Genomic DNA, 24310 nt, shown 5'->3' with positions numbered 1-24310 from the left:
CTCCCTACGGTTATGCCTTTATGCCTTTTGCCTGTTGCGGCGGTTACCGACGGCCATGGAAGCCAGCACGAACAGTACGGCGACGATGAACATGGCCGTGCCGATGACATTGATCTGAACGGGCGTTCCACGCTGCGCCGAGCCCCAGACGAACATGGGGAAGGTGACGGTCGAGCCGGCGTTGAAATTGGTGATGATGAAGTCGTCGAAGGAGAGGGCGAAGGCGAGCAGGGCGCCCGCCGCGATTCCGGGGGCGGCTATCGGCAGGGTGACCCGCACGAAGGTCTGGAACGGGCCCGCGTACAGGTCCCGGGCCGCCTCCTCCAGTTTTGGATCCATCGACATGACCCGTGCTTTCACGGCCGTGACCACGAAACTCAGGCAGAACATGATGTGCGCGATGAGGATCGTCCAGAAGCCCAGCTGGGCGCCCATGTTGAGGAACAGGGTGAGCAGCGAGGCGGCCATGACGACCTCGGGCATCGCCATCGGCAGGAAGATCAGCGAGTTCACGGCGGAGCGGGCGCGGAACCGGTAGCGGACCAGCGCGAAGGCGATCAGGGTGCCGAGGAGGGTGGCACCGAGCGTCGCCCAGACGGCGATCTGGAGGCTGAGCGACAGCGAGCCGCACAGGTCGGAGACCCCGCACGGGTCCTTCCAGGCGTCCAGGGAGAACCGCTGCCATTCGTAGTTGAAGCGCCCCTTCGGTTTGTTGAAGGAGAACACCGTCACGATGATGTTCGGCAGCAGGAGATAGCCGAGTGTCAGCAGTCCCGCGATGACGACGAGATTTTTCTTGAGCCAGTTGACGAAGGGCATTTAGACCAGATCCTCCGTCCCGGACCTGCGGATGTAGAGGGTGACCATGAGCAGAATGGCGGCCATGAGAATGAAGGAGAGCGCGGCCGCCGTCGGATAGTCCAGCACTCTCAGGAACTGCGTCTGGATGACGTTTCCGACCATGCGGGTGTCCGTGGAGCCGAGGAGGTCGGCGTTGACGTAGTCGCCGGTCGCCGGGATGAAGGTGAGCAGCGTGCCGGAGACGACTCCCGGCATCGACAGCGGGAAGGTGACCTTGCGGAAGGTCGTCCAGGGCTTCGCGTACAGATCGCCCGCGGCCTCGTGCAGCCGGCCGTCGATGCGCTCCAGTGAGGTGTAGAGCGGCAGGATCATGAACGGCAGGAAGTTGTACGTCAGACCGCAGACCACGGCGAGCGGGGTGGCCAGGACGCGGTCGCCGGCGGTCCAGCCGAGCCAGTTGGTGACGTCCAGGACGTGCAGCGTGTCGAGCGCGCCGACCAGCGGGCCGCCGTCCGCGAGGATCGTCTTCCAGGCCAGGGTGCGGATCAGGAAGCTGGTGAAGAACGGCGCGATCACCAGGATCATGATCAGGTTCCGCCAGCGGCCCGCGCGGAAGGCGATCAGATACGCGAGCGGGTAGCCGAGCAGCAGGCACAGGATCGTGGCGGTGCCCGCGTAGAGCACCGACCGGACGAACTGCGGCCAGTACGCGGTCAGCGCGTCCCAGTACGTGGCGAAGTGCCAGGTGACCTTGTAGCCCTCCTCAAGGGAGCCCGTCTGCACGGACGTGGAGGCCTGGTAGATCATCGGCAGCGCGAAGAAGACCAGCAGCCAGAGGATGCCGGGGAGCAGCAGCCAGTACGGCGTCCAGCGGCCCCGGCGCTTCGGGGGCTTGGCCTCTGGTGTTTCCGGTGCGAGCGGCGGTGGCGCCTCGGTGAGTGTGGGCATCAGGCCGCCTCTTCCACTCCGGCGGAGCCCTCTAGTCCGTCAAGCACGGACTGGGCGGCGTCCAGGCCGAAGGTGTGGGCGGGGTTCCAGTGCAGGACGACGTCGGCGCCGGGCACCAGGCGGGGGTCGCGGTCGATGTTCTGGGCGTAGACCTCGAAGTCGGAACAGACCGGGCTGTCGACGACGTACTGCGTCGAGACGCCGATGAAGCTGGAGTCGGCGATCCGGCCGGTGATGCGGTTGCGGCCCTCGGGTATCTCGCCGGCTTCGTCCGCGTGGGTGAGGGATATCTTCTCCGGGCGGACCCCGACCAGCACCTTGCCGCCGGTCGCCGCGGGCGCGGAGCAGCGCGTCTCGGGCAGGACGAGCTTGCCGCCGCCCGCCTTGAGCACGATGTCCTCGCCGCTCTTCGAGTCGACCTCGGCCTCGATGAAGTTGGAGGTGCCGAGGAAGTTGGCGACGAACGTGGTGCGCGGGTTCTCGTAGAGGTCGGTGGGGGCGCCCAGTTGCTCCACGCGGCCCGCGTTCATCACGGCGACCGTGTCGGCCATGGTCATGGCCTCCTCCTGGTCGTGTGTGACGTGGACGAAGGTGATGCCGACCTCGGTCTGGATGCGCTTGAGCTCCAGCTGCATCTGGCGGCGCAGCTTGAGGTCGAGGGCGCCGAGCGGCTCGTCGAGCAGGAGCACCTTGGGGTGGTTGATCAGCGCGCGGGCCACGGCGACGCGCTGCTGCTGGCCGCCGGAGAGCTGGTGCGGCTTCTTGCGGGCCTGCTCGCCGAGCTGCACGAGGTCGAGCATCTCCCCGACCTGCTTCTTCACCGACTTGATGCCGCGCCGGCGCAGACCGAAGGCGACGTTCTCGAAGATGTCGAGGTGCGGGAAGAGGGCGTACGACTGGAACACCGTGTTCACCGGCCGCTTGTACGGCGGGAGCGCGGTCACGTCCTGGTCGCCCAATGACACGGTCCCGGAGGTGGGTTCCTCCAGGCCGGCGATCATGCGCAGGGTGGTGGTCTTGCCGCAGCCGGACGCGCCGAGCAGGGCGAAGAAGGAGCCCTGCGGCACGGTCAGGTCGAGCGGGTGCACGGCGGTGAAGGCGCCGTAGGTCTTGGCTATGCCCTTGAGGCGGACGTCGCCCGTGGCGTCTGTCTTGTTCGTCATGGTGGTCACGCCCCCGTCAGCTTCGCGAACTTCGCTTCGAACTCGGTCTCTTCCTTCGAGCTCAGCGAGCGGAAGGCATGGGACTTCGCGGCCATGGCCTTGTCGGGGATGATCAGCGGGTTGTTCGCCGCGTCCTCGTCGATCTTCTCCAGCTCGGCCTTCACGCCGTCGACGGGGCACACGTAGTTGATGTACGCGGCGAGTTCGGCGGCCGGTTTCGGCTCGTAGTAGAAGTCGATGAGCCGCTCGGCGTTCGTCTTGTGCCGGGCCTTGTTGGGGATCAGCAGGTTGTCGGTCGACGTCATGTAGCCGCTGTCCGGGATGAGGAAGTCGATGTCGGGGCTGTCGGCCTTGAGCTGGACGACGTCACCGGCCCAGGCGACGCAGGCCGCGAAGTCGCCGCTGGTCAGGTCCGAGGTGTAGTCGTTGCCGGTGAAGCGGCGGATCTGGCCCTTGTCGACGGCCTGCTGGAGCCGGGCGATGGCCGCGTCGTAGTCGTCGGCGGTGAAGTTCGCCGGGTCCTTGCCCATGTCGAGCAGCGTCATGCCGATGCTGTCGCGCATCTCCGACAGCAAGCCCACACGCCCCTTGAGCCTGGGGTTGTCGAGCAGGTCGGAGAGCGACTTCACCTCGACGCCGTCGAGGGCCTTCTTGTTGTACGCGATGACGGTGGAGATGCCCTGCCAGACGTACGAGTAGGCCCGGCCCGGGTCCCAGTCGGGGCTGCGGAACTGGGCCGAGAGGTTGGCGTAGGCGTGCGGCAGGTTGCTCGGGTCGAGCTTCTGCACCCAGCCCAGGCGGATGAGCCGTCCGGCCAGCCAGTCGGTGAGGACGATCAGGTCGCGGCCGGTGTCCTGGCCCGCGGCGAGCTGCGGCTTGATCTTGCCGAAGAAGTCGTTGTTGTCGTTGATGTCCTCGGTGTACTTGACCTTGATGCCGGTGCGCTTGGTGAACTGCTCCAGCGTCGGGTGGTGCTTGCCGCTGTCGTCGACGTCCATGTACTCGGTCCAGTTGGAGAAGGCGACGGTCTTCTCCTTGGCCGAGTGGTCCTGCGCCGAGACGCCGCCCTGCGACTGGCCCGCCGCCGGGATGCCGCAGGCGCTCAGCGTCCCGATTCCGCCGGCCGCGAGCGCCCCGCCCGCGGAGGCGCGCAGCAGCGACCGCCGGGTGAGGGCGGCCCTGCCGTTCCTGAAACTGCGCCGTATCGCGGCCACCTGGGCCGGGGAGAGGCGGTCGGGCTCGTACTGCTCCATGCGCGTGGTGCCCTTTCGGAGGGTGGACGGCCGTTGGTCAGGCGGCCTGCATACGGCTAGCGGTCCCCGAATACGGTGCGGTGCCAGTCCTTCGCGGCCACCGCGGTGTTGTCGAACATGACGTGCTTGATCTGGGTGTACTCCTCGAACGAGTACGCGGACATGTCCTTGCCGTAGCCGGAGGACTTGTGGCCGCCGTGCGGCATCTCGCTGATGATCGGGATGTGGTCGTTGACCCATACACAGCCCGCCTTGATCTCGCGGGTGGCACGGTTCGCCCGGTACACGTCCCGGCTCCAGGCGGAGGCCGCGAGCCCGTACGGCGTGTCGTTGGCGAGCGCGATGCCCTCGTCGTCGGTGTCGAAGGGCAGCACGACCAGGACCGGACCGAAGATCTCCGACTGGACGACCTCGCTGTCCTGGGCGGCGTCGGCGATGAGGGTGGGCCGGTAGTAGGCGCCCTTGGCCAGCTCGCCTTCCGGCGCCTCTCCGCCGGTCACCACGCGTGCGTAGGCACGCGCCCGGTCGACGAAGCCGGCGACCCGGTCGCGCTGCACGTGGGAGATCAGCGGGCCGAGGTCGGTGCCGGCGGCGAAGGGGTCACCGAGCCGGACCGTCTCCATGAGTGCCGCGGTCCGCTCCACGAACGCCTCGTACAGCGGCCGCTGCACGTACGCGCGCGTGGCGGCCGTGCAGTCCTGCCCGGTGTTGATGAGCGCGCCCGCGACCGCGCCGTGGGCGGCGGCCTCCAGGTCTGCGTCGTCGAAGACCACGAAGGGCGCCTTGCCGCCGAGCTCCAGGTGGAGGCGCTTGACGGTGGCGGTGGCGATCTCCGCGACCCGCTTGCCGACGGCGGTGGAGCCGGTGAAGGAGGTCATGGCCACGTCGGGGTGGCCGACGAGATGCTCACCGGCCTCCCTGCCGGTGCCCGTGACGATGTTGATCACACCGTCCGGGATCCCCGCGTCCGTCGCCGCCTGGGCGAAGAGCAGCGAGGTCAGCGGGGTGAGCTCGGCGGGCTTGAGGACGATGGTGTTGCCCGCCGCGATCGCCGGGAGGACCTTCCAGGCGGCCATCTGGAGGGGGTAGTTCCAGGGCGCGATCGACCCGACCACACCGATGGGCTCACGCCGGACGTACGAGGTGTGGTCGCCGGAGTACTCACCGGCGGACTGCCCCTGGAGATGCCGCGCGGCACCGGCGAAGAAGGCGGTGTTGTCGATGGTCCCCGGGACGTCGAACTCGCGGGACAGCTTCAGCGGCTTGCCGCACTGCAGCGACTCGGCGCGGGCGAAGTCCTCGGCCCGGTCGGCCAGGACCGCGGCGAACCGGTGCAGGGCGTCGGAACGCTCGCCGGGTGTGGCCCCCGCCCAGCCGGGGAAGGCCTCGCGGGCCGCGGCGACGGCCCGGTCGACGTCGGCCGTGCCGGCCAGTTCGTAGCGGAGGACCTCCTCCCCCGACGCCGGGTCGACGACCGCGTGGGTACGGCCGGAGGTGCCGCTGGTCAGGCGGCCCGCGATGAACTGAGCGCCCTCCTCGAAGCGCTCCGCGGCCGGAAATCGGTCCGGGGTGGCGTTGCCCGGCTTGTGCATGTGGCTCTCCTCCGTGTCCCCTGGTGGGGCCGGCGTGGCTCAGGCTCGATTTGAGTGCCGATCCTGACAGAGGGATGACACGCCAACAAGGGATTCCGTTGTTGATTTTTGGTTACGCAACGGAATCTGTCGACCAGGTGTCGAGTCCACCGCGAAAAGGCAGGACGGTGTGTCAGTGGTGCGTGCCAGACTCGGGTGCATGGAGAAGATCACGGGGGCGGTCTTTTCCCGCGAGGCCCTGATCAGGGCGTCCCGGGAAGGGGCGAGGATCAAGTATCTGCACTTCTGGGGGCACCGGCAGCGACCGGACGGCCGGATCGGACCGAGCTGTCTGAGCCAGTGGTGGCCGGCGCCGTTCACGGTGGCCGGCGTGGAGTACGCGACGGCCGAGCACTGGATGATGGCGGGCAAGGCCCGGCTGTTCGGGGACGCGGCGGCGGAGCGTGCCGTGCTGGCTGCCGCGCACCCCGCCGAGGCGAAGAAGGCCGGGCGGCTGGTGCGCGGTTTCGACGAGGCGATATGGGAGCGGGAGCGGTTCCGGATCGTCGTGGACGGCAGCGTCCACAAGTTCGCCGCGCATCCCGGGTTGCGGGAGTTCCTGCTGAACACCGGCGAGAGGGTGCTGGTCGAGGCCAGCCCCGTGGACCGGGTGTGGGGCATCGGGCTGGCCGCGGACGACGAGGCGGCGTCGGATCCGGAGTGCTGGCGGGGGCCGAACCTGCTGGGGTTCGCGCTGATGGCGGCGCGGGAGCGGCTGCGCGGGATGTGAGTGAAGGGCATGAGTGAGGGGCCGGCCCATGGGACCGGCCCCCTGTGAGCGGCGGCTTCAGCTCGCCGCGCCGAGTCCGCCCATGATGCTGGCGAAGAGCAGGAACCCCAGCAGCGGCAGGATCACGGTCGCGATGATGCCGCAGACCAGGCCGGCGGTCGCGGCGCCCTTGTTGGTGGCCTCACCGCGGGTGGCCCTGCCCCGGCCGATGGCGCCGAAGATGATCGCGAGGATGCCCAGGATCACGCCGAAGAACCACATGATGAAGGTGACGCTGCACACCACGCCGATGATGCCCAGCACCAGACCGGTGGTTCCCATGCCGTTGCTCGGCTGCGCGGGCATCGCGTAGCCGGGCGCCTGCGGGTAGCCCGCGGGCGGCGCGGCCGGGTAGCCGGGGCCGCCCTGGGGGTAGCCGTAGCCCGGGCCCGACTGCTGCGGATAGCCGTAGCCGGGGGCCGGCTGCTGCGGAGGCTGCGGCGGCTGGGACGGCGGACCGAACCCACCGGGGGTGGGGTTGGTGTTGGACATGGACGATCTCCCCTCGTTGTCAGACCAAGGCATCGTAGTGGCCAAGTCCGCCGAGGAGGACGGGTGTTTCAGGGGTGGGACGGGGCGGTGGCCACGGGGCCGCGGGCGCCGTAGTACGGGTCGTCGTCGGAGGAGGTGTCGCTGTTGATCGCGGCCGTGATGCCGACCGCGATCAGGACGATCACCGTGATGCCGAGGATGATCCCGATGATGCCCATGATCAGACCCGCCTGGGCCTGGCCGTGGTTGGTGGCGACTCCCGCCTCGGCGCGCTTGCGGCCCTTGATGCCGAAGACGACGGCGAGGATGCCGGTGACGAGGGAGACGATGCCGTAGAGGCAGAACAGCGTGCAGGAGACGATGCCGAGCACCATCGCCGCTATGCCCATGCCGTTCTGGGGGGCCGGGGGCATGCCGGGCCAGCCGTAACCGGCCTGGGGGTAGCCGGAGCCCGCCTGCGGGTAGCCGGGGTAGCCGTAGCCGCCGGGGGCGGTGGGGGCGGCGGGCGGTGGAGGTACGGCGCCCGTGCCGGAGGTGTCGAACTGCGGCGTGCCGGTGGGCGGGGTGAAGCCCGGCATCGAGGTGACCGTGGCCTGGTCGTGCACGGACGGTGGCTGCGGCTTCTGGTTCTTGTCGAGTGAGGTCTTGCTCTCCGGAGGCGCCCACGGGTCGTGGCTGTTTCCGTCCGGCTGCGTCGCGTCCGTCATCGTGTATCCCCCCGGGATCGTTCGTGCCGTCATGCTACGGGGCGGTTCGGCGCGTGCCATCGTGCGGGTGCGTGGGGGTGCTCGCGCCCACGCGGCGGAGCCGCATGTCGGTACCGCCCCGCGCCCCTGAAAAGACGGGGCGCCGCACCCACCGCATACGATGAACCCGAGTCATCGATCAGCCGATCACCCGCGCCCGCCCGCCTCGTGCGGGCCGGGGCGCCGTTCCGGGGAGGAACCTTGGCCCAGCATCTTGTCGACCCCCATGCCCCGCGCGACCTCGCGGCGTTCATCGCGGAACTGCCCAAGGCCGAACTGCATGTGCACCACGTGGGCTCCGCCTCCCCCCGGATCGTGTCCGAGCTGGCCGCCCGGCATCCTGACTCCAAGGTGCCGGCCGACCCCGCCGCCCTGGTCGACTACTTCACCTTCACCGACTTCGCCCACTTCATCGAGGTGTATCTGTCGGTCGTCGATCTGATCCGCACCCCGGAGGACGTCCGGCTGCTCACCTATGAGGTGGCCCGTGACCTGGCCCGGCAGCAGGTGCGGTACGCCGAACTGACCATCACGCCGTTCTCCTCCACCCGGCGCGGCATCGACGAGCGCGCCTTCATGGACGCGATCGAGGACGCCCGCAAGACCGCCGAAGCCGAGTTCGGGACCGTGCTGCGCTGGTGCTTCGACATCCCGGGCGAGGCCGGTCTGGAGGCCGCCGAGGAGACGACCCGGCTCGCCACCGACGACCGGCTGCGCCCGGAGGGTCTGGTCTCCTTCGGCCTGGGCGGGCCCGAAGTCGGCGTGCCGCGTCCGCAGTTCAAGCCGTACTTCGACCGGGCCATCGCGGCCGGGCTGCACTCCGTACCGCACGCGGGCGAGACCACCGGCCCGGAGACGGTGTGGGACGCCCTCACACATCTGCGGGCCGAGCGCATCGGCCACGGCACCAGCTCCGCGCAGGACCCGAAGCTCCTCGCGCACCTCGCCGAGCACCGGATCGCGCTGGAGGTGTGCCCGACCTCCAACATCGCCACGCGCGCGGTCCGCACCCTCGACGAGCACCCGCTCAAGAAGTTCGTCGAGGCCGGCATCGTCGTCACGATCAACTCCGACGACCCGCCGATGTTCGGCACCGACCTCGACAACGAGTACGCGGTGGCCGCCCGGCTGCTCGGTCTCGACGAGCGGGGCCTGGCCGAGCTGGCGAAGAACGCCGTCGAGGTGTCCTTCCTGGACGCGGCCGGCAAGGCCCGGATCAAGGGCGAGATCGACACCTACACCGCGGCGTGGCTCGACCGGTGACGCCTGTTCCCCTCGCCGTCGGCCACCGTGGCGACCCCTACCGGCACCGCGAGAACACCGTCGCCTCGCTGCGTTCCGCGCTGCTGCGGGGCGCGGACGCGGTGGAGATCGACGTACGTCTGACCCGGGACGGCGTGCCGGTGCTGCTGCACGACGACACGCTGAAGCGGCTCTGGGAGCACGAGCGGCCGGTGCGCTCGCTGTCCTGGGAGGAGGTGCGCGGGCTGACCGGCGGCGGGGTGCCGTCCCTGCCGGAGGCACTGGCCGCGACCGACGGGCACCGGGTGATGATCGACCTGCCCGGCTCGCCCGACGTGCGGGCGGTGCGCCGCCTCATGGACGCCGTACGGGAGTCAGGGGCCGCGGACCGCGTGTACTACTGCGCGGGCGCCGATGCCATGCTCGCCGTGCGCGCGGCGGACCCGGACGCGGAGATCGCTCTCACCTGGACGACCCTGGCCCCGCCCCGGCCGGTCCTGCTGGAGGCGATCCGCCCGCGCTGGCTCAACTACCGTTTCTCCCTGGTGGACCGGCCCCTCGCCGAGCGGGTGCGCCGCGGCGGGCATCTGCTGTCCGTGTGGACGCCCGACACCCGCCGCTCCATGCGACGGCTCCTGGACGCCGGGGTGGACTCGATCACGACCAACCGGATCGACGTGCTGTGCGCTACACGCGCGAGCGCTGCGGCACCGTCGCCGGATCGGCCGGGGTCGAGCGGGTGACGTACTGCGGCACCGGCGCGCTGTCCGTGCCGGTGTCGCGGACGAGGCCGTAGCGGATGGCGCCCCGGTCGGGGCCGGCGTTGATGTCCTCGTCCACGGCCTGCCAGTTCGAGGGGAAGACGGTCAGGCCGTAGTCGCAGCCCCGTTCGTTCTGGGTGAGGGTGACGGTGCCGTCGACGTAGAAGTACTCGTTCTGCCACATCTGCTGGGTGCCTGACGGCAGTTCGGCGTATCCGATGGCGGGCCCGCCCATGCCGGTGGCGTAGCCGTTCGGGGCGCCGGGCAGCGGGTCGTCCATCCGGCGCCAGCCGCCGGACGCCACGTGGAAGAGCTTGCCCTTCAGGCCGGTCCAGGAGGGCATGACCAGCGCGCCCGGCCGGGACTTGGGCGAGATCTGCCAGCGGACCAGGACATAGCCCCGGCCGCTCAGCGTCACGCTGTCGCCCCGGTGCTGCATGACGGCCTTAGGGCCGCCGGTGCTGGTGATGCCGGGCTCGGGGCGGCGTGGCAGGGCGGCGGGCCGGGCGTTCGGGTCGGGGGCGCGGTCGACGGCGTCGACGACCGTGCCGTAGAGGCCGGCCTTCTTCGTCGGCGAGGGCTTCGGGGTGGGCGGGGCGGAGGACGGCGGTGGTCCGGACGTGGTGGCCGTCGCCGTGGGGGTGACCGCGGCCCTGGGTGGCGGGGCGTCAGGCGGCTGGGTGACGACGTAGGCGCCGCCCGCGACGATGGTCGCGCCGGCGGTCATCGCGACGGCCGGCTTGGTGAGGGCGCCGAGCAGCTTGGCCGACCAGCCGACCGAGCCGGCCGAGCCGACCGCCACGGCCGTCTTGCCGCCGAAGGCCAGCGACAGGGTGAACCCGACGGGCAGCGGGACGAGCGCGATACCGACCAGGAGGCGTTCCGCCGGTACGACGGACTCGGGGGTGCCGCCGCAGTAGCCGCAGCCGCGGATGTGCCGGGCCAGCCGCTTGCGCCACACCGAGTCCGGCCGGCCGTCCCAGCGGCCGGTCAGCTCGCGCAGGTCGGCGCAGGCGCCGTCCAGGGCACGGACGATGCCGCGCGAGGTCTCCAGGCGCTCCTTCATCCGCTGGACGCGCACGGCGGCGTGCTGCCGGGTGATGCCGACGGCGGCGGCCAGTTCGCGCCGGGTCAGTTCGCCCGCGACCTCCAGCCACCACAGCGACAGCAGGTGACGGTCCTCGTCGTCGAGCCAGCGCGCCGCCTCGGCGACCTCACGCCGCTGCCCCTCCAACTGCAGCCGCAGCACGGTCAGTTCGGCGAAGTCGGCGGACTCCGTCTCCTCCAGCCGGTCCGGGGTCCTGCGGCGCGCGCGGTCCCGTATCTGCCGCATGGCGATCGCCACCAGCCAGGACCGGAAGCTGTCCGGGTCGCGCAGGGAGCCGAGGTTGCCGACCGCGCGCAGCATGGTCTCCTGGACGACGTCGTCGACATCGGCGTGGCCGTTCAGGGCCCGGCCCACGATGTTGTAGACCAGCGGCAGCCAGCCCGCGACCAGCTCGTCCAGCGCCCGGCGGTCGCCGCCCTGCGCCGCCGTGACGGTGGCGCGCCAGTGCTGACTGTCCACGGTGGCCTCTCGACGCCTGGGATCCCTGATGTCCGGATCACTGATGTCCGGATCACTGATGTCCGGATCACTGATGTTCCGCACGCACCCTCTCAGCCGGTCCGGGGGTCCCCGCTATGTCGGGGATCACAACGTGGAGACGGCGTGAAGGGCAGGCGATAACACTTTTTGGCACCGAGTCCTGGCACCGCGTCCTGGCACCGAAACCTTTTCCCAAGTGGTCAGTCCCTGCTCAGCGCCTGTCCCAGCTCACCCCTGCGCCGTATGCCCAGCTTCTTGTACGTGCTGGTCAGGTGGGTCTCCACGGTGCGCCGGGCGAGGTGGAGGAGGCCGGCGATCTCGGCGTTCGTCCGGCCGCCGGCCGCCAGCCGGGCGATGCGCAGCTCGCTCCCGGTGAGGGCGCCGGAGCCGGTGCGGGCGGTGGCGGCGCGGCGGGCCCCGCCTTCGCGCAGGGCCTTCTCCGCCAGGGTCCGCAGCCGCACCGCGCCCAGCCGTTCGGCGCGTTCCGCGGCGGTCCGCAGACAGTCCCGGGCGCGGGCGCGTTCGCCGGCGGCGGTCAGCTGCCGGCCCTGGGCGAGGAGCGCGGCCACCAGTTCCCCCTCCGCGGCGGCCGGCGCGTCCGTGAGGAGGGCCACGGCCTCCTCGGCCAGGCGCAGGCCCCGGCGGCCGCCGGTGACCGTGCCGAGCACGCGGAGGGCGCGGCCGACGGTGCGGGGCGTGCCCCACACCCGGGCCAGGCGCAACTCCTCCTCGGCCAGGGCGAGCGCCTCCTGGGGGCTGCCGAGGGCCAGCCGGCATTCGGCGGCGGCGGAGCGCCATGGGGTGACGATGGGGCTGACCACGTCCCGGGCGGTCTGGCGGCGGCCGCACTCCAGGAAGTCGTGCAGCGCGCCGGCGGTGTCGCCCGCGTCGGCGCGCTGCACGCCCCGCGCGTACAGGAAGCGGTTCAGCTCCCAGTTGTCGGGCGCCTCGCGCAGGTCGAAGCCGTCCGCGAGCCGCCGGGCCTCGGCGGCTCGGCCGGTCTCCACGAGCGCGATCAGGGTGGTGGCGTGCACGTTGGACGGGCCCTGGCCGTGGGTGGGGGGTTCGGCGGGCAGCAGGGTGTACTCGCCGCGCGCGGCGGCGATGTCGGCCCGCGTGTTGAGCAGCGCCGCGTGCATGGGGTGCAGCAGGTCGGGGCGCTGTCCGGCCAGTCCTCGGTCCACCAGGCGGTCGGCCTCGTCGAGTTCGTCGGCCCACTGGGCGACAGCGGCGGACGTGCCCAGCAGGAAGGGCTCGGTCAGCGGATGGGCCGGTTCGGCGAGCAGCGCGCGCACCTGGCGCATCGCGTCGCCCGCCGAGGCGAGTGCGGCGCTGGCCGCGTACCGGACGAGCAGTGCCCGGGTCGCCGGTCCTACGAGTTCCGGTGAGCGCTCGGCGGTCTCGGACAGGCAGCGGTACACATCGCTGCGGACCGTCTGGTCCTGGTCGGACAGCAGGGCGGACGCGGTCTGGAGGGCGTTGCCCAGGTCGGGGTGTCCGGTGAGCTGGCCGTTTACCGTGCGCAGTACCTCGACGGCGGCGCGGGCCCGGCCGCGTCCGGCCAGCGCGGTGCCGAGGGCGACGGCGGCCCGCACCCGGTCCTGCGGTGTGCCGTGCAGTCCCAGTGCCTCGGTGAGCCGGGGGATGCCGGCCGAGGAGTCCGGACCCGCGCACTCCAGGGAGCCCAGCTCGGTCAGCACCCGCTGCCGGTGGTCGTCGGGCAGCGGCTCCCGCAGGGCTCTGCGCAGGAACGCGACGGCGTCGTCGGAGCGGCCGTCGCGCAGCGCGAGGGAGGCGGCGTCCCGCAGCACGGCCGGGGCCCACGGGGCGTCCACGGGGCCGGACCCCAGCAGGTGCCGTGCCACCGCCTCGGTGGGGGCGCCGCGTTGCAGCAGCGCCTCGGCGGCGGTTCGGTGCACCGCATGGCGCCGGGCCGCGGGGACGCCGGTGAGTACGGCGTCCCTCAGCAGCGGGTGGGCGTAGCGGGGCAGGCCGTCCGGGCCGGGGCGCAGCGGGCCGAGCCCGGTCATCGCGGTGAGCCAGCCCGCCACCCGGGCCGGATCGGCGCCGGCCAGCTCACCGAGCAGTCCGGCTGGATCCTCGCCCCCGCCCGCTCCCCTCTCCGCCTGTTCCCAGCCCTCCTCGAGCACGGCGAGGGCCCGGGCCACCTCCGCCGTGCCGTTCCCGGCGCTGTCCAGCCACCACTGCACGGCGGCCACGTAGGAGCCCTGGTACAGGGCGGCGGAGGTCTCGGGGAGCGCGGGGTACGGGTGCGGGGCGTCGGTCGTGTACCCGCCGGAGGCGCTGAGGTCGTCCAGGAGGGCCCTCAGCAGCAGGGGGCTGCCCGCGCCGGCCCGGACACAGCTGTCGACCCATGCCGTGGGGGCGTTCGGGTGCTCCGCGCGGACCAGGCCCGTCGCCGAGTCCGGGGTGAGCGGGGACAGGGTGTGGGTGTCGACGAGGGCGGGAGAGAGGGTGTGGCTGAAGCCGGGGGCAGGCGGGTCGATGTCGTACTGGCTGCGTTCGGTGACCGCCAGCAGGATCGGCAGAGGTAATCGGTCCACGTGCCGGGCGGCCTCCACCAGCCAGCGGTACGAGGGGCCGTCGGCGAGGTGGACGTCGTCCACGGCGAGCAGCAGCGGGGACTCACCGGCGTACGAGCGCAGCGCGTGCCGGAGCAGGGCGGCCTGCTCGCGTTCGTCGCCGGCCGGGTCGGTCCGCTCCGAGCCCGGTACGGATGCGAGGAGTTGGAGCACGGCGGCGAAGGGCGCGGCCGCCCAGTCCGGGGAGCAGCGGGCGCGCAGCACCCGCACGCCCTGTGCGGCGGCGGCGTCGGCGGCCGCCTCCAGGACGCTGGTCCGGCCGGTGCCGGTGGCTCCGCGCAGCAGCACGAGGCCGCCCGTCCCGGACCGGGCGCGTGCCAGGCCGGCCGCCAGCAGGGCGGCGGCTTCCCGGTGTTCGGCCGGCTGCGCGGACCGCGACGGCTCGGGCTGAGGATCGGGCATTCCTGCCTCCCTGGTCGGACGTGGCGTCTTCCCCCCGTCGAGGACGGCCTGCGCCCGGGGGCGGGTGCCGTGACAAGTGCCACGGCGGCGAGTTCCGGCCCCGGCGGAACCGGACGGGCCGTCACCTCACGGCTGCCGTGAGGTGGTCTGCGAGATCGTGGCCGGTGCGGGGCCGATGTCGTGGTCGGCGCGGGGCCGGTCTCGTGGCTGGCGCGGGGCCGGTCTCGTGGTCGGCGTGGGGCCGATCTCGTGGCCCGCGTGGGGCCGGTCTCGTGGTCGGCGTGGGGCCGATGTCGTGGTCGGCGCGGGGCCGATCTCGTGGTGCGTCTCGTGGTGATCCACGATTGCGACCGGGCCGTCCGCCCCAGAAGGGTGAGGAGTGCACATCCGCCACCGACTCCACAGAGGTGGCGCGTACGTGGACATAGGGGAAACGGTTGCTCAGCTCATCGCGGACCACACGCCCCGGCACGGCCGATTCCGCGTCCCGGATCCCCGTGGCGGTGCACGCCACGGACCCGATCACGCGCGAGGGAGCGCTCAGCCAGCTGCGGCGGTTCCCGGAGATCGACCTGCGGGAGGAGACCGGGTCCGGCCCCGGCACGGTGGCCCTGCTCATCGACGACGTCCTTGACGACACGGCCCTGACCCGGCTGCGCCGGCTGGTGCGCAGCGAGGGCGCGCGGGCGGTGCTCGTGGTGTCCGCGCTGCGGGAGGCGGAGCTGCTCGACGTGATCGAGTGCGGGGTCGGTGCCATCGTGTGGCGCCGCGAGGCCACCGCGACCCGGCTGGTGCAGGCCGTGCTCGCGGCCGCCCGCGGCGACGGCGACCTGCCGGCCGATCTGCTCGGCCGGCTGTTCAACCAGGTGGGCACCCTGCATCGCAGCGCCGCAGGCCGTAACGGCGCTCCGGCCTCGGGGATGACACCCCGTGAGGTGGACGTACTGCGGCTGGTGTCCGAGGGACTCGACACCGGTGAGATCGCCAGCAAGCTGTCCTACTCCGAACGCACCGTCAAGAACGTGATGCACGGGCTGACCACCCGACTGCACCTGCGTAACCGGGCACACGCCGTGGCCCATGCCCTGCGGGAAGGCTACATCTGACCGAACGGGCATCCGAAGTCGCCCCCGCGGGCAGCGCTTTCTGCCTCGCCGGCGTCCCCGGCGGCCCTGCGGGCCGTGGCGGGGCGGAGGGCAGGATCGGATACGGCGGCCCGTCGGCCGCACATCGGCGGCAGGTGCCCCCGCGGGGACGAGCACGGCACGGCAGGGCGGAAGCGGGAGCACAGCGGTGATCCACGAAGTGGACGAGGTCCTCAAGAACCTGCTCGGCGGCGGCGCACTGGCCGGTTCCGGCATCGACGTCGCCCTCGAGGCGCCGACCCGGGACTGGGCCGCACGCCGCAACGCGCCCACGATCAACGCCTATCTGTACGACATCCGGGAGGACGTCGCCCGCCGGCAGCGGGGCCATGTCCCGGTCCACGACGATCGGGACTTCGTCGTCAAGCACCGGCAGCCGCCCCGCTGGTTCCGGCTGTCGTACCTGGTGACGGCGTGGACGAAGCAGCCCCAGGACGAACACCGGCTGCTGTCCGCGGTGCTGGCCACGCTGATCCCGCGTGAGCTGATCTCCGCCTCGGAACTGCCCGGTTCCCTGGGCGCGTTGGGCATGACGATCCCGCTGTCCGTGGCCGGCACCCAGACCGAGTCGCGTTCCCTCGCGGAGATCTGGTCCGCGCTCGGCGGCGAACTCAAGCCGTCCCTCGACCTCGTGATCACCGCTCCCTTCCCGGCCTACCCCGAGTACGACGCGGGTCCGCCCGTCACCGAGGGCGTGGCGGTCCGGGTCCGCACCGTGGACGACACGCAGCCGCGGACGGAGGAACGCGCCCACAGCGCACGGCAGGTGGCGGCGGCCCAAGAGGCCCGGGAGGCCCGCAGGACCGCGCGCCGGGGCCGAGGGCCGGACCGCACGACATGACCACCCGGACGTCCAAAACCGACAGCCCCGCCTCCGCGCTCCTCGCCCGTCTCGCCGAACTGCGGGACCGGGTCGCCCTGCTGGTGGAGCACCGGTCCGCCGGTGACCCCACGGCCGGCGACCCGCTGCGCGGCCTGTACCTGTCGGAGGAGGCCGTACGGCATCTGCTGCGCCCGGCCGAGCCGTTGCCGCTCACCTGCCCCGGCCCCGGCGGACAGCCCGATGACCGCCTGGCCCGCCTCGCCGCCCGGCTCCGCCTGACCGAGCTCGACACCGCGCTGCTCCTCATCGCCCTCGCCCCCGACCTGGACCGGGCCTTCGAGCCGCTGTACGGCTACCTCAACGACGACGTCAGCCGCCGGCGGGCCACCGTCGCGCTCGCCCTCGATCTGTGCGGGATCCCCGTCCACCTGGCCGAGGGACGGGCCCGGCTGCATCCCGCGGCCCCCCTGTCCGCGCTCGGACTGCTCACCGTGGAGGACCCCGAACGCCCCTTCCTCAGCCGTGCGCTCCGCGCACCGGACCGCCTCGTCTCCCACCTCCTCGGCGACGACACCCCCGACGCCTCACTCGCCGGGCATCTGCAGACGCTGCCCGCGCCGGAAGCCGGTACGGGCCTCCCCGCCCCGGACGACGAGGCCGCCCGGATCGCCCGGCGGCTGGCCGCCCTGCTGGTCTCCGGTCCGCCCGTCACCGTGTATCTGCGCGAGCGCCGCGAGGGCGACGGGCTTCCCTGTGTCGTCGCCGCCCTGCGCGCCGCGGGCGTCGCGGCCGTGCGTTTCACTGGGCCCGAGGACCGCGTCCCGGACCTGCTGCGGGAGGCCCGGCTGAGTGACCGTGCGGTCGTCGTCACGGGGCTGCCGGAGCAACCGGCGGGGCTGTTCCGGGAGTTGGCCGCGGCGACCGACGTCCCCGTACTGGTGACCGGGTCCCGCCCGTACGACCCCCAGTGGTGCGACCAGGACCCCCTCGTCCTGGAGGCACCCGCACGGCGCGCGGCCGCGGTGGACGCCTGGTCGGCCGCCCTCGGCGGGGACCCCGGTTTCGACCTGGCCGCCACCGTCGCCCCGTACCACCTCGCCGGTGACCACATCACCCGTGCCGCCCGTGCGGCGCGGAGTCTCGCCGAGTTCGACGGGACCCCGCTCTCCCCCGCCCATCTGCGCCTCGCCGCCCGGCAGCAGTCCGCCTCCGGGCTGGAGCGGCATGCCCGCCGGATCCGGCCCGACGTGGACTGGCGGGACCTCGTCCTGCCCGACGGTCCCCTGACCCAGCTGCGGGAACTCGCCCTGCGCGCCCGCCACCGCGACCGGGTCCTCGGCGACTGGCGGCTCAGCGCGGGCGGCGGCCGGGGCCGGGGTGTCCTCGGCCTGTTCGCCGGCGAGTCCGGCACCGGCAAGACGCTCTCGGCGGAGGTCGTCGCGGCCGACCTCGGACTCGATCTCTACGTCGTCCAGCTGTCGTCCGTCGTCGACAAGTACGTCGGCGAGACCGAGAAGAACCTGGAACGCATCTTCACGGAGGCCGACCGCACGGACGCGGTACTCCTCTTCGACGAGGCCGACGCCGTCTTCGGCAAGCGGTCCGAGGTGAAGGACGCGCACGACCGGTACGCCAACCTGGAGAGCGCCTACCTGCTCCAGAGGCTGGAGTCCTTCGACGGCGTCGCCCTCCTCACCACCAACCTGCGCGCCAACATCGACGAGGCGTTCACCCGGCGCCTGGACCTGATCGTCGATTTCCCGTTCCCGGACGCCGGTCAGCGTCTCGCGCTGTGGCGGCACAGCCTCGCGCACGTGCCCTGCGCGGACGGCATCGCACTCGACGCGGTGGCCTCCGGCTTCGAACTGGCGGGCGGCTCCATCCGCAGCGCGGTGGTGACCGCCGCGTATCTGGCCGCCGGGCGCGGCGGCCACGTCACGGCGGACGACCTCCTGGAGGGCGCCCGCCGCGAGTACCGCAAGGCCGGCCGCCTGGTGCCGGGGGAAGGCACCTGGTAGCGGCCGGCCGGGCCGTCAGCCCTGCGAGGGCTGGACGATCTTCCACTCCTGGTCGTCCGTGTTGGAGCAGTGGAACAGCGTCAGCCGGCTGCCGTCACCGCCGGTGCTGTAGCCGGACACGTCCAGGCACTTGCTGTTGCTGGCGTAGTTGCGGATCCAGTAAGCCCCGCTCTCCTGCTTGTCGATCCACCACAGCTGGTTGTCCTGCATCGTGCCGTCGCACTTGTACTCGGTGATCCCGGACGGCACCGGCGCCGCCCCGAAGTTCGGCAGGTCCATGCAGAGCTGGTCCTTGGTGTTGCGGATCTGGAAGAGCGCGTGGCCGCCCGGCCCCTTGTTGCCGTACTTCACCTCGAGGTTCCACCGCTGGTTGTCCTGCCCGGTCTCGTCGCAGGTGAACTGCTGGATCGGCGCGTCGGCCTTGTTCTGGGCGGCGGCCGCGCACTTCTTGGTGGTGGGGTTGTACAGCAGGACGTTCATCGCCGGCACCGCGGGCTTGGGCTTCTTCTTGGGGGGCGGCGGCGGTGCGGCACCACCGCCGCCGCCCTGCCCCGCACCGGCCTCCGACTCCTGCGGCGTCGGCGACGGGGGCGGCGCCGAGGTCAGGGACGGGGTGGGTGTCGGGGACGGCTCGAGGGTGCTGCCCGCGCCGACGGGCGACGCGTCGGCCTTGGTGGTGACCGGGGGTTTGTAGGCGAGCCACAGCATGAGGAAGGTGAACGCGAGGGCGAACAGGATCCCGAAGAGGGTCGCCAGCCAGCCCGGCAGGAACCCGCGCTGCACGAACGTCCCCTCCACGGGCATCGCCGTGGCGCCGGACCGCTGCACGGCGAGGGTGTAGGGCCGCTGCTCCTTCGACCCGAACCAGATGATGTTCTTGGGCTTCAGCGTGGCCTTGACGAACGCCGCCCGGCCGGGCTCGATCTGCACGTTGGCCGGGTGGATGTCGTACGACAGTTCGTCGCCGTTGTCGCTGCCGCTCAGGGACGCGGTCAGCTTGGTGTTGCCCACGTTGTCGACGGCGAGCCGGGGCCGCCCCCGGAACCGCCCCTTGACCGTGGGCGGCACCAGCTCCGCCCGCACCTCGGTGAACGGCGTGATGGTCAGGTTCCCCTCGGGGACGGTCGTCGCCTCGGGATGCTCGGTCGGCGTGATCCGCACCGCGTACGGGTTCGGGCCCGCCGTGGCGTCCGGCGTACGCGGTGGCGCGAACGTCAGCTCCACCGTGCCGGTCGTGCCGGGGTAGAGGCGCAGGGACGCCGGCTCGACCGTCGTCCAGGGAGCGACGGGGCCGACCGGTTCGAAGCGGTACTCGTCGACGACGTCACCGGTGTTGCGCAGGCGCAGGCGCACGCGCGTGCTGCTGCCCGGGTCGACGGTCGCGGAGGCGGGTTCCAGAGATGTCCACAGGCTCACGTCGCGACGCTAGCCGGGGTGTTCAGAGCGCGTCAGGAAGCTAAAGGGCACGATGGGAGGGCCGAACGGGCCACGCCGCGGCCCCTCAGGTCCGGGGCGCCGGGGCGCCGGTCGCCGTCAGGACGAGCCGGGCGCGGGGACCGGCACGGGGCGCCCTCGGAACTGCCCTTGCGGGCAACCGGATTGCCCCCGCCTCGGCACCGGAGGCCGTTCCCGCGCCGGTCCGGCGCGCGCGAGGGTGAGGGCTGTTCGTGTCTCGTACCCCGAGGAGAGCAGAGCATGCCGTCCTACCTGTCGCCCGGCGTCTACGTCGAGGAGGTGGCCAGCGGCTCGCGCCCGATCGAGGGGGTGGGGACGTCGGTGGCGGCCTTCGTCGGACTCGCGCCGACCGGACCGCTGAACGAGCCGACACTGGTGACCAACTGGACGCAGTACGTGGCGGCCTTCGGTGAGTTCACCGACGGGTACTACCTCGCGCACTCCGTCTACGGGTTCTTCAACAACGGCGGTTCCGCCGCGTACGTCGTCCGCGTGGGAGGCTCCACCGAGGGCGCGCCCGCCGAGGCCGGCCAGGGCCCCGCCGCCGTCACCGGCCGCTCCGGCGGCACCCCGGCCGCGCTGCCCGCGGGCGAGCCGAAGCAGCTCGGCACCTTCGCCGTCACCGCCGTGGCGCAGGGCGATCTGAGCGTCGAGGTCGCGGACCCCGAAGGCGAGGGCCCCGCCGAGCGGTTCAAGCTGATCGTCAAGGACGGCGGCAAGCCGGTCGAGACGTTCGACGTGACCGCCAAGAAGGGCGGCCGCACCTACGTCGTCACTCAGGTGAAGGAGCGCTCCAAGCTCATCACGGTCACCGAGGCCGCGCCGGCCGCGCAGCTGGTCCGCCCGGACAACCAGACGGTAACCCTCGCGGCCCCGCCCGCGCCCGCGCCCGCCGCCGCTTCCGACAACCACCCGGACGCCGCGCACCCGGGCCCGGCCCAGTACCTCGGCGACTCCGCCGACCGCACCGGCTTCGGCGGTCTGGAGGCCGTGGACGAGGTCTCCATGGTGGCCGTCCCCGACCTGATGGCCGCCTACCAGCGCGGCGCGATCGACCTGGAGGCCGTCAAGGCGGTCCAGCTCGGACTGATCGCGCACTGCGAGCTGATGGGCGACCGGGTCGCCGTGATCGACCCGCCGCCGGGCATGAACGCCCGCCAGATCCGGGTCTGGCGCCAGGAGACCGCCGGCTACGACTCCAAGTACGCGGCCCTGTACTACCCCTGGATCAAGACCTTCGACCCGGCCACCGGCCACGCCCGGCTGGTGCCGCCGAGCGGCCACGTCGCCGGCATCTGGGCCCGCAACGACTCCGAGCGCGGCGTCCACAAGGCCCCCGCCAACGAGGTCGTACGCGGCGCCGTCGACCTCGAACTGCAGATCACCCGCGGCGAGCAGGACCTGCTCAACCCGATCGGCGTCAACTGCATCCGCGCCTTCCCCGGCCGCGGCATCCGCGTCTGGGGCGCCCGCACCCTCTCCTCCGACCCGGCCTGGCGCTACCTCAACATCCGCCGGTACTTCAACTACCTGGAGGAGTCGATCCTGATCGGCACCCAGTGGGTGGTGTTCGAGCCGAACGACCACAACCTGTGGGCGCGGATCCGGCGCAACATCTCGGCGTTCCTGGTCAACGAGTGGCGCGACGGCGCCCTGTTCGGCCAGCGCCCCGAAGAGGCGTACTACGTCAAGTGCGACGAGGAGACGAACCCGCCGGAGTCGGTCGACGTCGGCCGGGTGGTCTGCGAGATCGGCATCGCCCCGGTCAAGCCCGCCGAGTTCGTGATCTTCAGGCTGGCCCAGTTCTCCAGCGGCGGCGGGGAGCTGGAGGAGTAGCCCCGGCCGCACACCCGCCATCCACCAAGACCCCCTAGAAGGACTGCGAACAGCACATGAGCCTTTCGCCGGGTGACTCCCTCACCTCACACAATTTCGGGCTGCAGATCGACGGCGTCATGGTCGAGTACCTCGCCGAGGTCAGCGGCCTGTCCATGGAGCAGGACGTCATCACGTACCAGCAGAACACCCAGAACGGCCAGAACAAGGTCGTGAACCTGCCGGGCGTGAAGAAGAACGGGACCTGCACGGTCGTCCGCGGTATGACCCAGTCGGCCGCGTTCACCGAGTGGATCAACCAGTCGATCACCGGCCAGATGAGCACGGCCCGCAAGAACGCGTCCATCATCATGATGGACTACCAGAGCAACCCGGTGAAGCGCTACAACATGCGCAACGCGTGGTGCAGCAAGATCGACACGAGCACTGTGAAGGCGGGCGAGGCGTCGGCGCTCACCGAGACCGTGACCATCGTGTTCGAAGAACTGGACATCGAGTAATGCGGCGTACGGCTGCCAGGGCCGGCGGCGCGGTCATGTACTCCGGCGCCGACGCCGCGGCGCCGGCGGGGCCGGTGGGGACGGGGCCGGAAGCGGTCCCCGGGCCCGGGCAGTCGCAGGCCCCGCCCGCCGCCCCGGCCCCGGCACAGGCCGCGCCGCAGCAACAGTACGAACTGCGCACCGAGTTCCCCTTCCAGCTGCCGCGCGGGTACGTCGACGAGTCGGGCACCGTCCACCGCGACGGTGTGATGCGGCTGTCGACGGCCCGGGACGAACTCGTGCCGCTGCGGGACGTACGGGTGCAGGAGAACCCCGCGTTCCTGTCGGTCGTGCTGCTGGGCCGGGTGATCACCCGGCTCGGCACGCTGCCGAATGTGCACGACGGGACCGTGGAGAACATGTTCGCCTCGGACCTCGCCTTCCTGCAGGACTTCTACCGCCAGATCAACGCGGAGGGGCACACCCGCGCGGCCGTGGAGTGCCCGCACTGCGCGGAGCCCTTCGAAGTGGAACTCGGCGGGAGCCGCCTGGGGGAATCGTGACGTACGCGACCGACCGGCTGCACGAGGAGATCGCGTACGTCGCCTACCACTTCCACTGGAGCATGGACGAGATCCTGGACCTGGAACACCGCGACCGCCGCCGCTACACGGCCGAGATCGCGTCCCTGGTCACGCGGGCCGGGGCGGAGGACTGAGGCATGGGGTTCCTGGACCGCTTGCGGGGACGGCGGGGCGGCGGGCTCGACGGCGTCGACCGGGTCGCTGCCGCTGAGGCGGCACCGGTGGGCGGTGGTTCCGCGAGTACGGGTGCGGATGCCGGTACGGACATCAGTGCGGCGGCCGGTGCGGGTTCCGGTACGAATGGTGCCGGTACGGATGGTGCCGGTACGAACAGTGCCGGTACGAGTGCCGGGCCCGTGGTGAGCGCCGCCTGGTCGAGGCTGCCGGCGATCCAGCGGGCTCTGGCCTCCGGGCGGGAGGCCGGGGTCGCGGACGCGGGGTTCGGCGGGCGCCTGCCGACGTGGCAGAACCCGTCCTTCGCGGGCACGGCGTCGCCCGCGGTCGTCAACGGGCAGTCACACACACTGCTCGGCGACCTCTCGCACCCGACGTCGGGCCGACCGGTGTTCGGCCTCGAACGCCCCACGGGAGCCTTGCCGTTGACCGGCCCGGAGCCGGTGGTACAGCGGGCACGGGCGGTGCCGTTGCGGGAGATTCCGGCGAGGGCGGTGGGGTCGAACGGGGCTCGGGCTGGTGGCGGTGTCAGTTCAAGTGCCGGAGCTGGCACCGGTCCCGCCAGGGCTGGGGGTGCTGTTGGAGCTTCGGGGGGCTCGGGGGTGCGTTCGGGGTCGGAGGGGCCCGGGGGGTCGACGGCTTCCAGGGGCTCGGGGCTTCTCAGGACCTCTGGAGCTCCCAGGGCATTGAGAGGTGCCGGAGGATCGGAGGGTGCCGGAGGATCGGAGGGTGCCGGAGGATCGGAGGGTGCCCGAGGCTCGAAAGCTCCCGGAGCCGCGGGAACTCCGGAGGTTTCGAAGAGTGACGGCAGCTCGCAGGTCCCCCGGGCTTCGGCAATTCCCGGCGCGTCGACGGGTGCCGGGGCCCCGTGGCCTACCGGGGCATCAAAGGGTGCCGGGACCTCGGGGGCTCCCGGAGCCTCAGGAACTCCCGCGGCCTCAACGGGTGACCGCAGCTCGGAGATGCCCCAGGCATCGGGGACCCCCGGGGCATCGAAGGGTGCCGGAACGTCGGGGGCTCCCGGAGCCTCGGGAACTCCCGTGGCCTCGAAGAGTGCCGGGAGCTCAGAGGTTCCCCGGGTTTCGAGGATTTCTCGGGCTTCGATGATTCCCGGGGCATGGAAGGGTGCCGGGGCCTCCGGGGCTCCCGAGGTCCCGGCGGGTGCCCGAGGCTCGAAGGCTCCCCGAGCCTCGGAAACTCCTGCGGCCTCGAAGAGGAGCTCAGAGACCCCCCGGGCTTCGACGGTTTCCGGGGCACCGACGGATGCTGAGGCCTCCGGGGCTCCCGGGGCATTGAAGGGTGCCGGAGGCTCGGAGGTTCCCGGAACCTCGGGAACTCCTGGAGCTTCAAGGCGTACCGGGGCTTCGAAAGTTGCCAAGGGCCCGAAGACTCTCCCG

At 71.9% G+C, this 24310-nt stretch carries 20 protein-coding genes; 10 read left to right on the top strand and 10 right to left on the bottom strand.

Annotation, left to right across the window (positions count from 1 at the left end):
* Window positions 1-18: 18 nt before the first annotated feature.
* Genes AC07DF_RS06440 through AC07DF_RS06420 form a run of 5 tightly spaced genes read right to left on the bottom strand, consistent with a single transcriptional unit; the run spans window position 19 to window position 5757 of the window.
* Window positions 19-819, bottom strand: coding sequence for an ABC transporter permease (locus tag AC07DF_RS06440; RefSeq protein ID WP_478967421.1), 801 nt, complete (start codon window positions 817-819; stop codon window positions 19-21).
* The gene (locus AC07DF_RS06435) at window positions 820-1749 is read right to left on the bottom strand and encodes an ABC transporter permease (protein WP_478967419.1); all 930 of its coding nucleotides are present in this window, start codon (window positions 1747-1749) and stop codon (window positions 820-822) included.
* The gene (locus AC07DF_RS06430; protein WP_478967417.1) at window positions 1749-2912 is read right to left on the bottom strand and encodes an ABC transporter ATP-binding protein; all 1164 of its coding nucleotides are present in this window, start codon (window positions 2910-2912) and stop codon (window positions 1749-1751) included. The genes AC07DF_RS06435 and AC07DF_RS06430 overlap by 1 nt, the downstream gene beginning before the upstream one ends.
* 5 nt (window positions 2913-2917) lie before the next feature.
* Window positions 2918-4165 (bottom strand): polyamine ABC transporter substrate-binding protein, encoded by a 1248-nt coding sequence (locus tag AC07DF_RS06425; RefSeq protein WP_478967415.1) that lies wholly within the window; start codon window positions 4163-4165, stop codon window positions 2918-2920.
* Between the two features lie 56 nt (window positions 4166-4221).
* Window positions 4222-5757: a gamma-aminobutyraldehyde dehydrogenase gene (locus AC07DF_RS06420; protein WP_478967413.1), complete on the bottom strand. Its 1536-nt coding sequence runs from the start codon at window positions 5755-5757 to the stop codon at window positions 4222-4224.
* A gap of 199 nt (window positions 5758-5956) precedes the next feature.
* On the opposite strand from AC07DF_RS06420, the gene AC07DF_RS06415 reads away from it, so the two are divergent.
* Window positions 5957-6526, top strand: a complete 570-nt coding sequence (locus AC07DF_RS06415) for an NADAR family protein (RefSeq protein ID WP_478967411.1) — start codon at window positions 5957-5959, stop codon at window positions 6524-6526.
* 57 nt (window positions 6527-6583) lie between these two features.
* Here AC07DF_RS06415 and AC07DF_RS06410 read toward each other — a convergent pair whose 3' ends face one another.
* Window positions 6584-7057 carry a DUF4190 domain-containing protein gene (locus AC07DF_RS06410; protein WP_478967409.1) on the bottom strand — a complete coding sequence of 158 codons (474 nt, stop codon included), beginning with the start codon at window positions 7055-7057 and terminating at the stop codon, window positions 6584-6586.
* 68 nt (window positions 7058-7125) lie between these two features.
* A complete protein-coding gene (locus AC07DF_RS06405; RefSeq protein WP_478967407.1) occupies window positions 7126-7764 on the bottom strand; it encodes a DUF4190 domain-containing protein in 639 nt (212 codons plus the stop codon).
* Between the two features lie 240 nt (window positions 7765-8004).
* On the opposite strand from AC07DF_RS06405, the gene AC07DF_RS06400 reads away from it, so the two are divergent.
* Both AC07DF_RS06400 and AC07DF_RS06395 read left to right on the top strand, forming a co-directional pair.
* Window positions 8005-9066, top strand: coding sequence for an adenosine deaminase (locus AC07DF_RS06400; RefSeq protein ID WP_478967406.1), 1062 nt, complete (start codon window positions 8005-8007; stop codon window positions 9064-9066).
* Window positions 9063-9788, top strand: coding sequence for a glycerophosphodiester phosphodiesterase (locus AC07DF_RS06395; protein WP_478967404.1), 726 nt, complete (start codon window positions 9063-9065; stop codon window positions 9786-9788). The genes AC07DF_RS06400 and AC07DF_RS06395 overlap by 4 nt, the downstream gene beginning before the upstream one ends.
* Here AC07DF_RS06395 and AC07DF_RS06390 read toward each other — a convergent pair.
* Window positions 9733-11373 (bottom strand): RNA polymerase sigma factor, encoded by a 1641-nt coding sequence (locus tag AC07DF_RS06390; RefSeq protein WP_478967611.1) that lies wholly within the window; start codon window positions 11371-11373, stop codon window positions 9733-9735. The genes AC07DF_RS06395 and AC07DF_RS06390 overlap by 56 nt on opposite strands.
* A 221-nt stretch (window positions 11374-11594) precedes the next feature.
* On the bottom strand, window positions 11595-14399 hold the full coding sequence (locus AC07DF_RS06385) for an AAA family ATPase (RefSeq protein WP_478967402.1): 2805 nt from the start codon (window positions 14397-14399) through the stop codon (window positions 11595-11597).
* Between the two features lie 437 nt (window positions 14400-14836).
* On the opposite strand from AC07DF_RS06385, the gene AC07DF_RS06380 reads away from it, so the two are divergent.
* The 3 genes from AC07DF_RS06380 to AC07DF_RS06370 all read left to right on the top strand — a co-directional run bounded on the left by AC07DF_RS06380 (window position 14837) and on the right by AC07DF_RS06370 (window position 18385).
* Complete coding sequence (locus tag AC07DF_RS06380; RefSeq protein WP_478967400.1) at window positions 14837-15505, top strand: helix-turn-helix transcriptional regulator; 669 nt, start codon at window positions 14837-14839, stop codon at window positions 15503-15505.
* A gap of 187 nt (window positions 15506-15692) precedes the next feature.
* Complete coding sequence (locus AC07DF_RS06375) at window positions 15693-16385, top strand: Pvc16 family protein (RefSeq protein ID WP_478967398.1); 693 nt, start codon at window positions 15693-15695, stop codon at window positions 16383-16385.
* Window positions 16382-18385: an ATP-binding protein gene (locus AC07DF_RS06370; protein WP_478967396.1), complete on the top strand. Its 2004-nt coding sequence runs from the start codon at window positions 16382-16384 to the stop codon at window positions 18383-18385. The genes AC07DF_RS06375 and AC07DF_RS06370 overlap by 4 nt, the downstream gene beginning before the upstream one ends.
* Window positions 18386-18400: 15 nt before the next feature.
* Here the strand turns inward: AC07DF_RS06370 and AC07DF_RS06365 are convergent, their stop codons facing one another.
* Entirely contained in the window at window positions 18401-19801 is a 1401-nt protein-coding gene (locus tag AC07DF_RS06365; RefSeq protein WP_478967394.1) for an RICIN domain-containing protein, read from the bottom strand.
* A gap of 279 nt (window positions 19802-20080) precedes the next feature.
* Between AC07DF_RS06365 and AC07DF_RS06360 the strand changes: the two genes are divergently transcribed.
* Genes AC07DF_RS06360 through AC07DF_RS06345 form a run of 4 tightly spaced genes read left to right on the top strand, consistent with a single transcriptional unit; the run spans window position 20081 to window position 22873 of the window.
* Window positions 20081-21676: a phage tail sheath subtilisin-like domain-containing protein gene (locus AC07DF_RS06360; RefSeq protein WP_478967392.1), complete on the top strand. Its 1596-nt coding sequence runs from the start codon at window positions 20081-20083 to the stop codon at window positions 21674-21676.
* 56 nt (window positions 21677-21732) lie between these two features.
* Window positions 21733-22176, top strand: coding sequence for a phage tail protein (locus AC07DF_RS06355; protein WP_189728071.1), 444 nt, complete (start codon window positions 21733-21735; stop codon window positions 22174-22176).
* A complete protein-coding gene (locus AC07DF_RS06350; RefSeq protein WP_478967390.1) occupies window positions 22176-22718 on the top strand; it encodes a hypothetical protein in 543 nt (180 codons plus the stop codon). The genes AC07DF_RS06355 and AC07DF_RS06350 overlap by 1 nt, the downstream gene beginning before the upstream one ends.
* Window positions 22715-22873, top strand: a complete 159-nt coding sequence (locus tag AC07DF_RS06345; protein WP_382496829.1) for a DUF6760 family protein — start codon at window positions 22715-22717, stop codon at window positions 22871-22873. The genes AC07DF_RS06350 and AC07DF_RS06345 overlap by 4 nt, the downstream gene beginning before the upstream one ends.
* The last annotated feature ends 1437 nt before the right edge of the window (window positions 22874-24310 follow it).

This window comes from Streptomyces sp. NPDC044719, from assembly GCF_056433405.1.
This window is presented reverse-complemented; position numbering and strand designations above follow the sequence as displayed.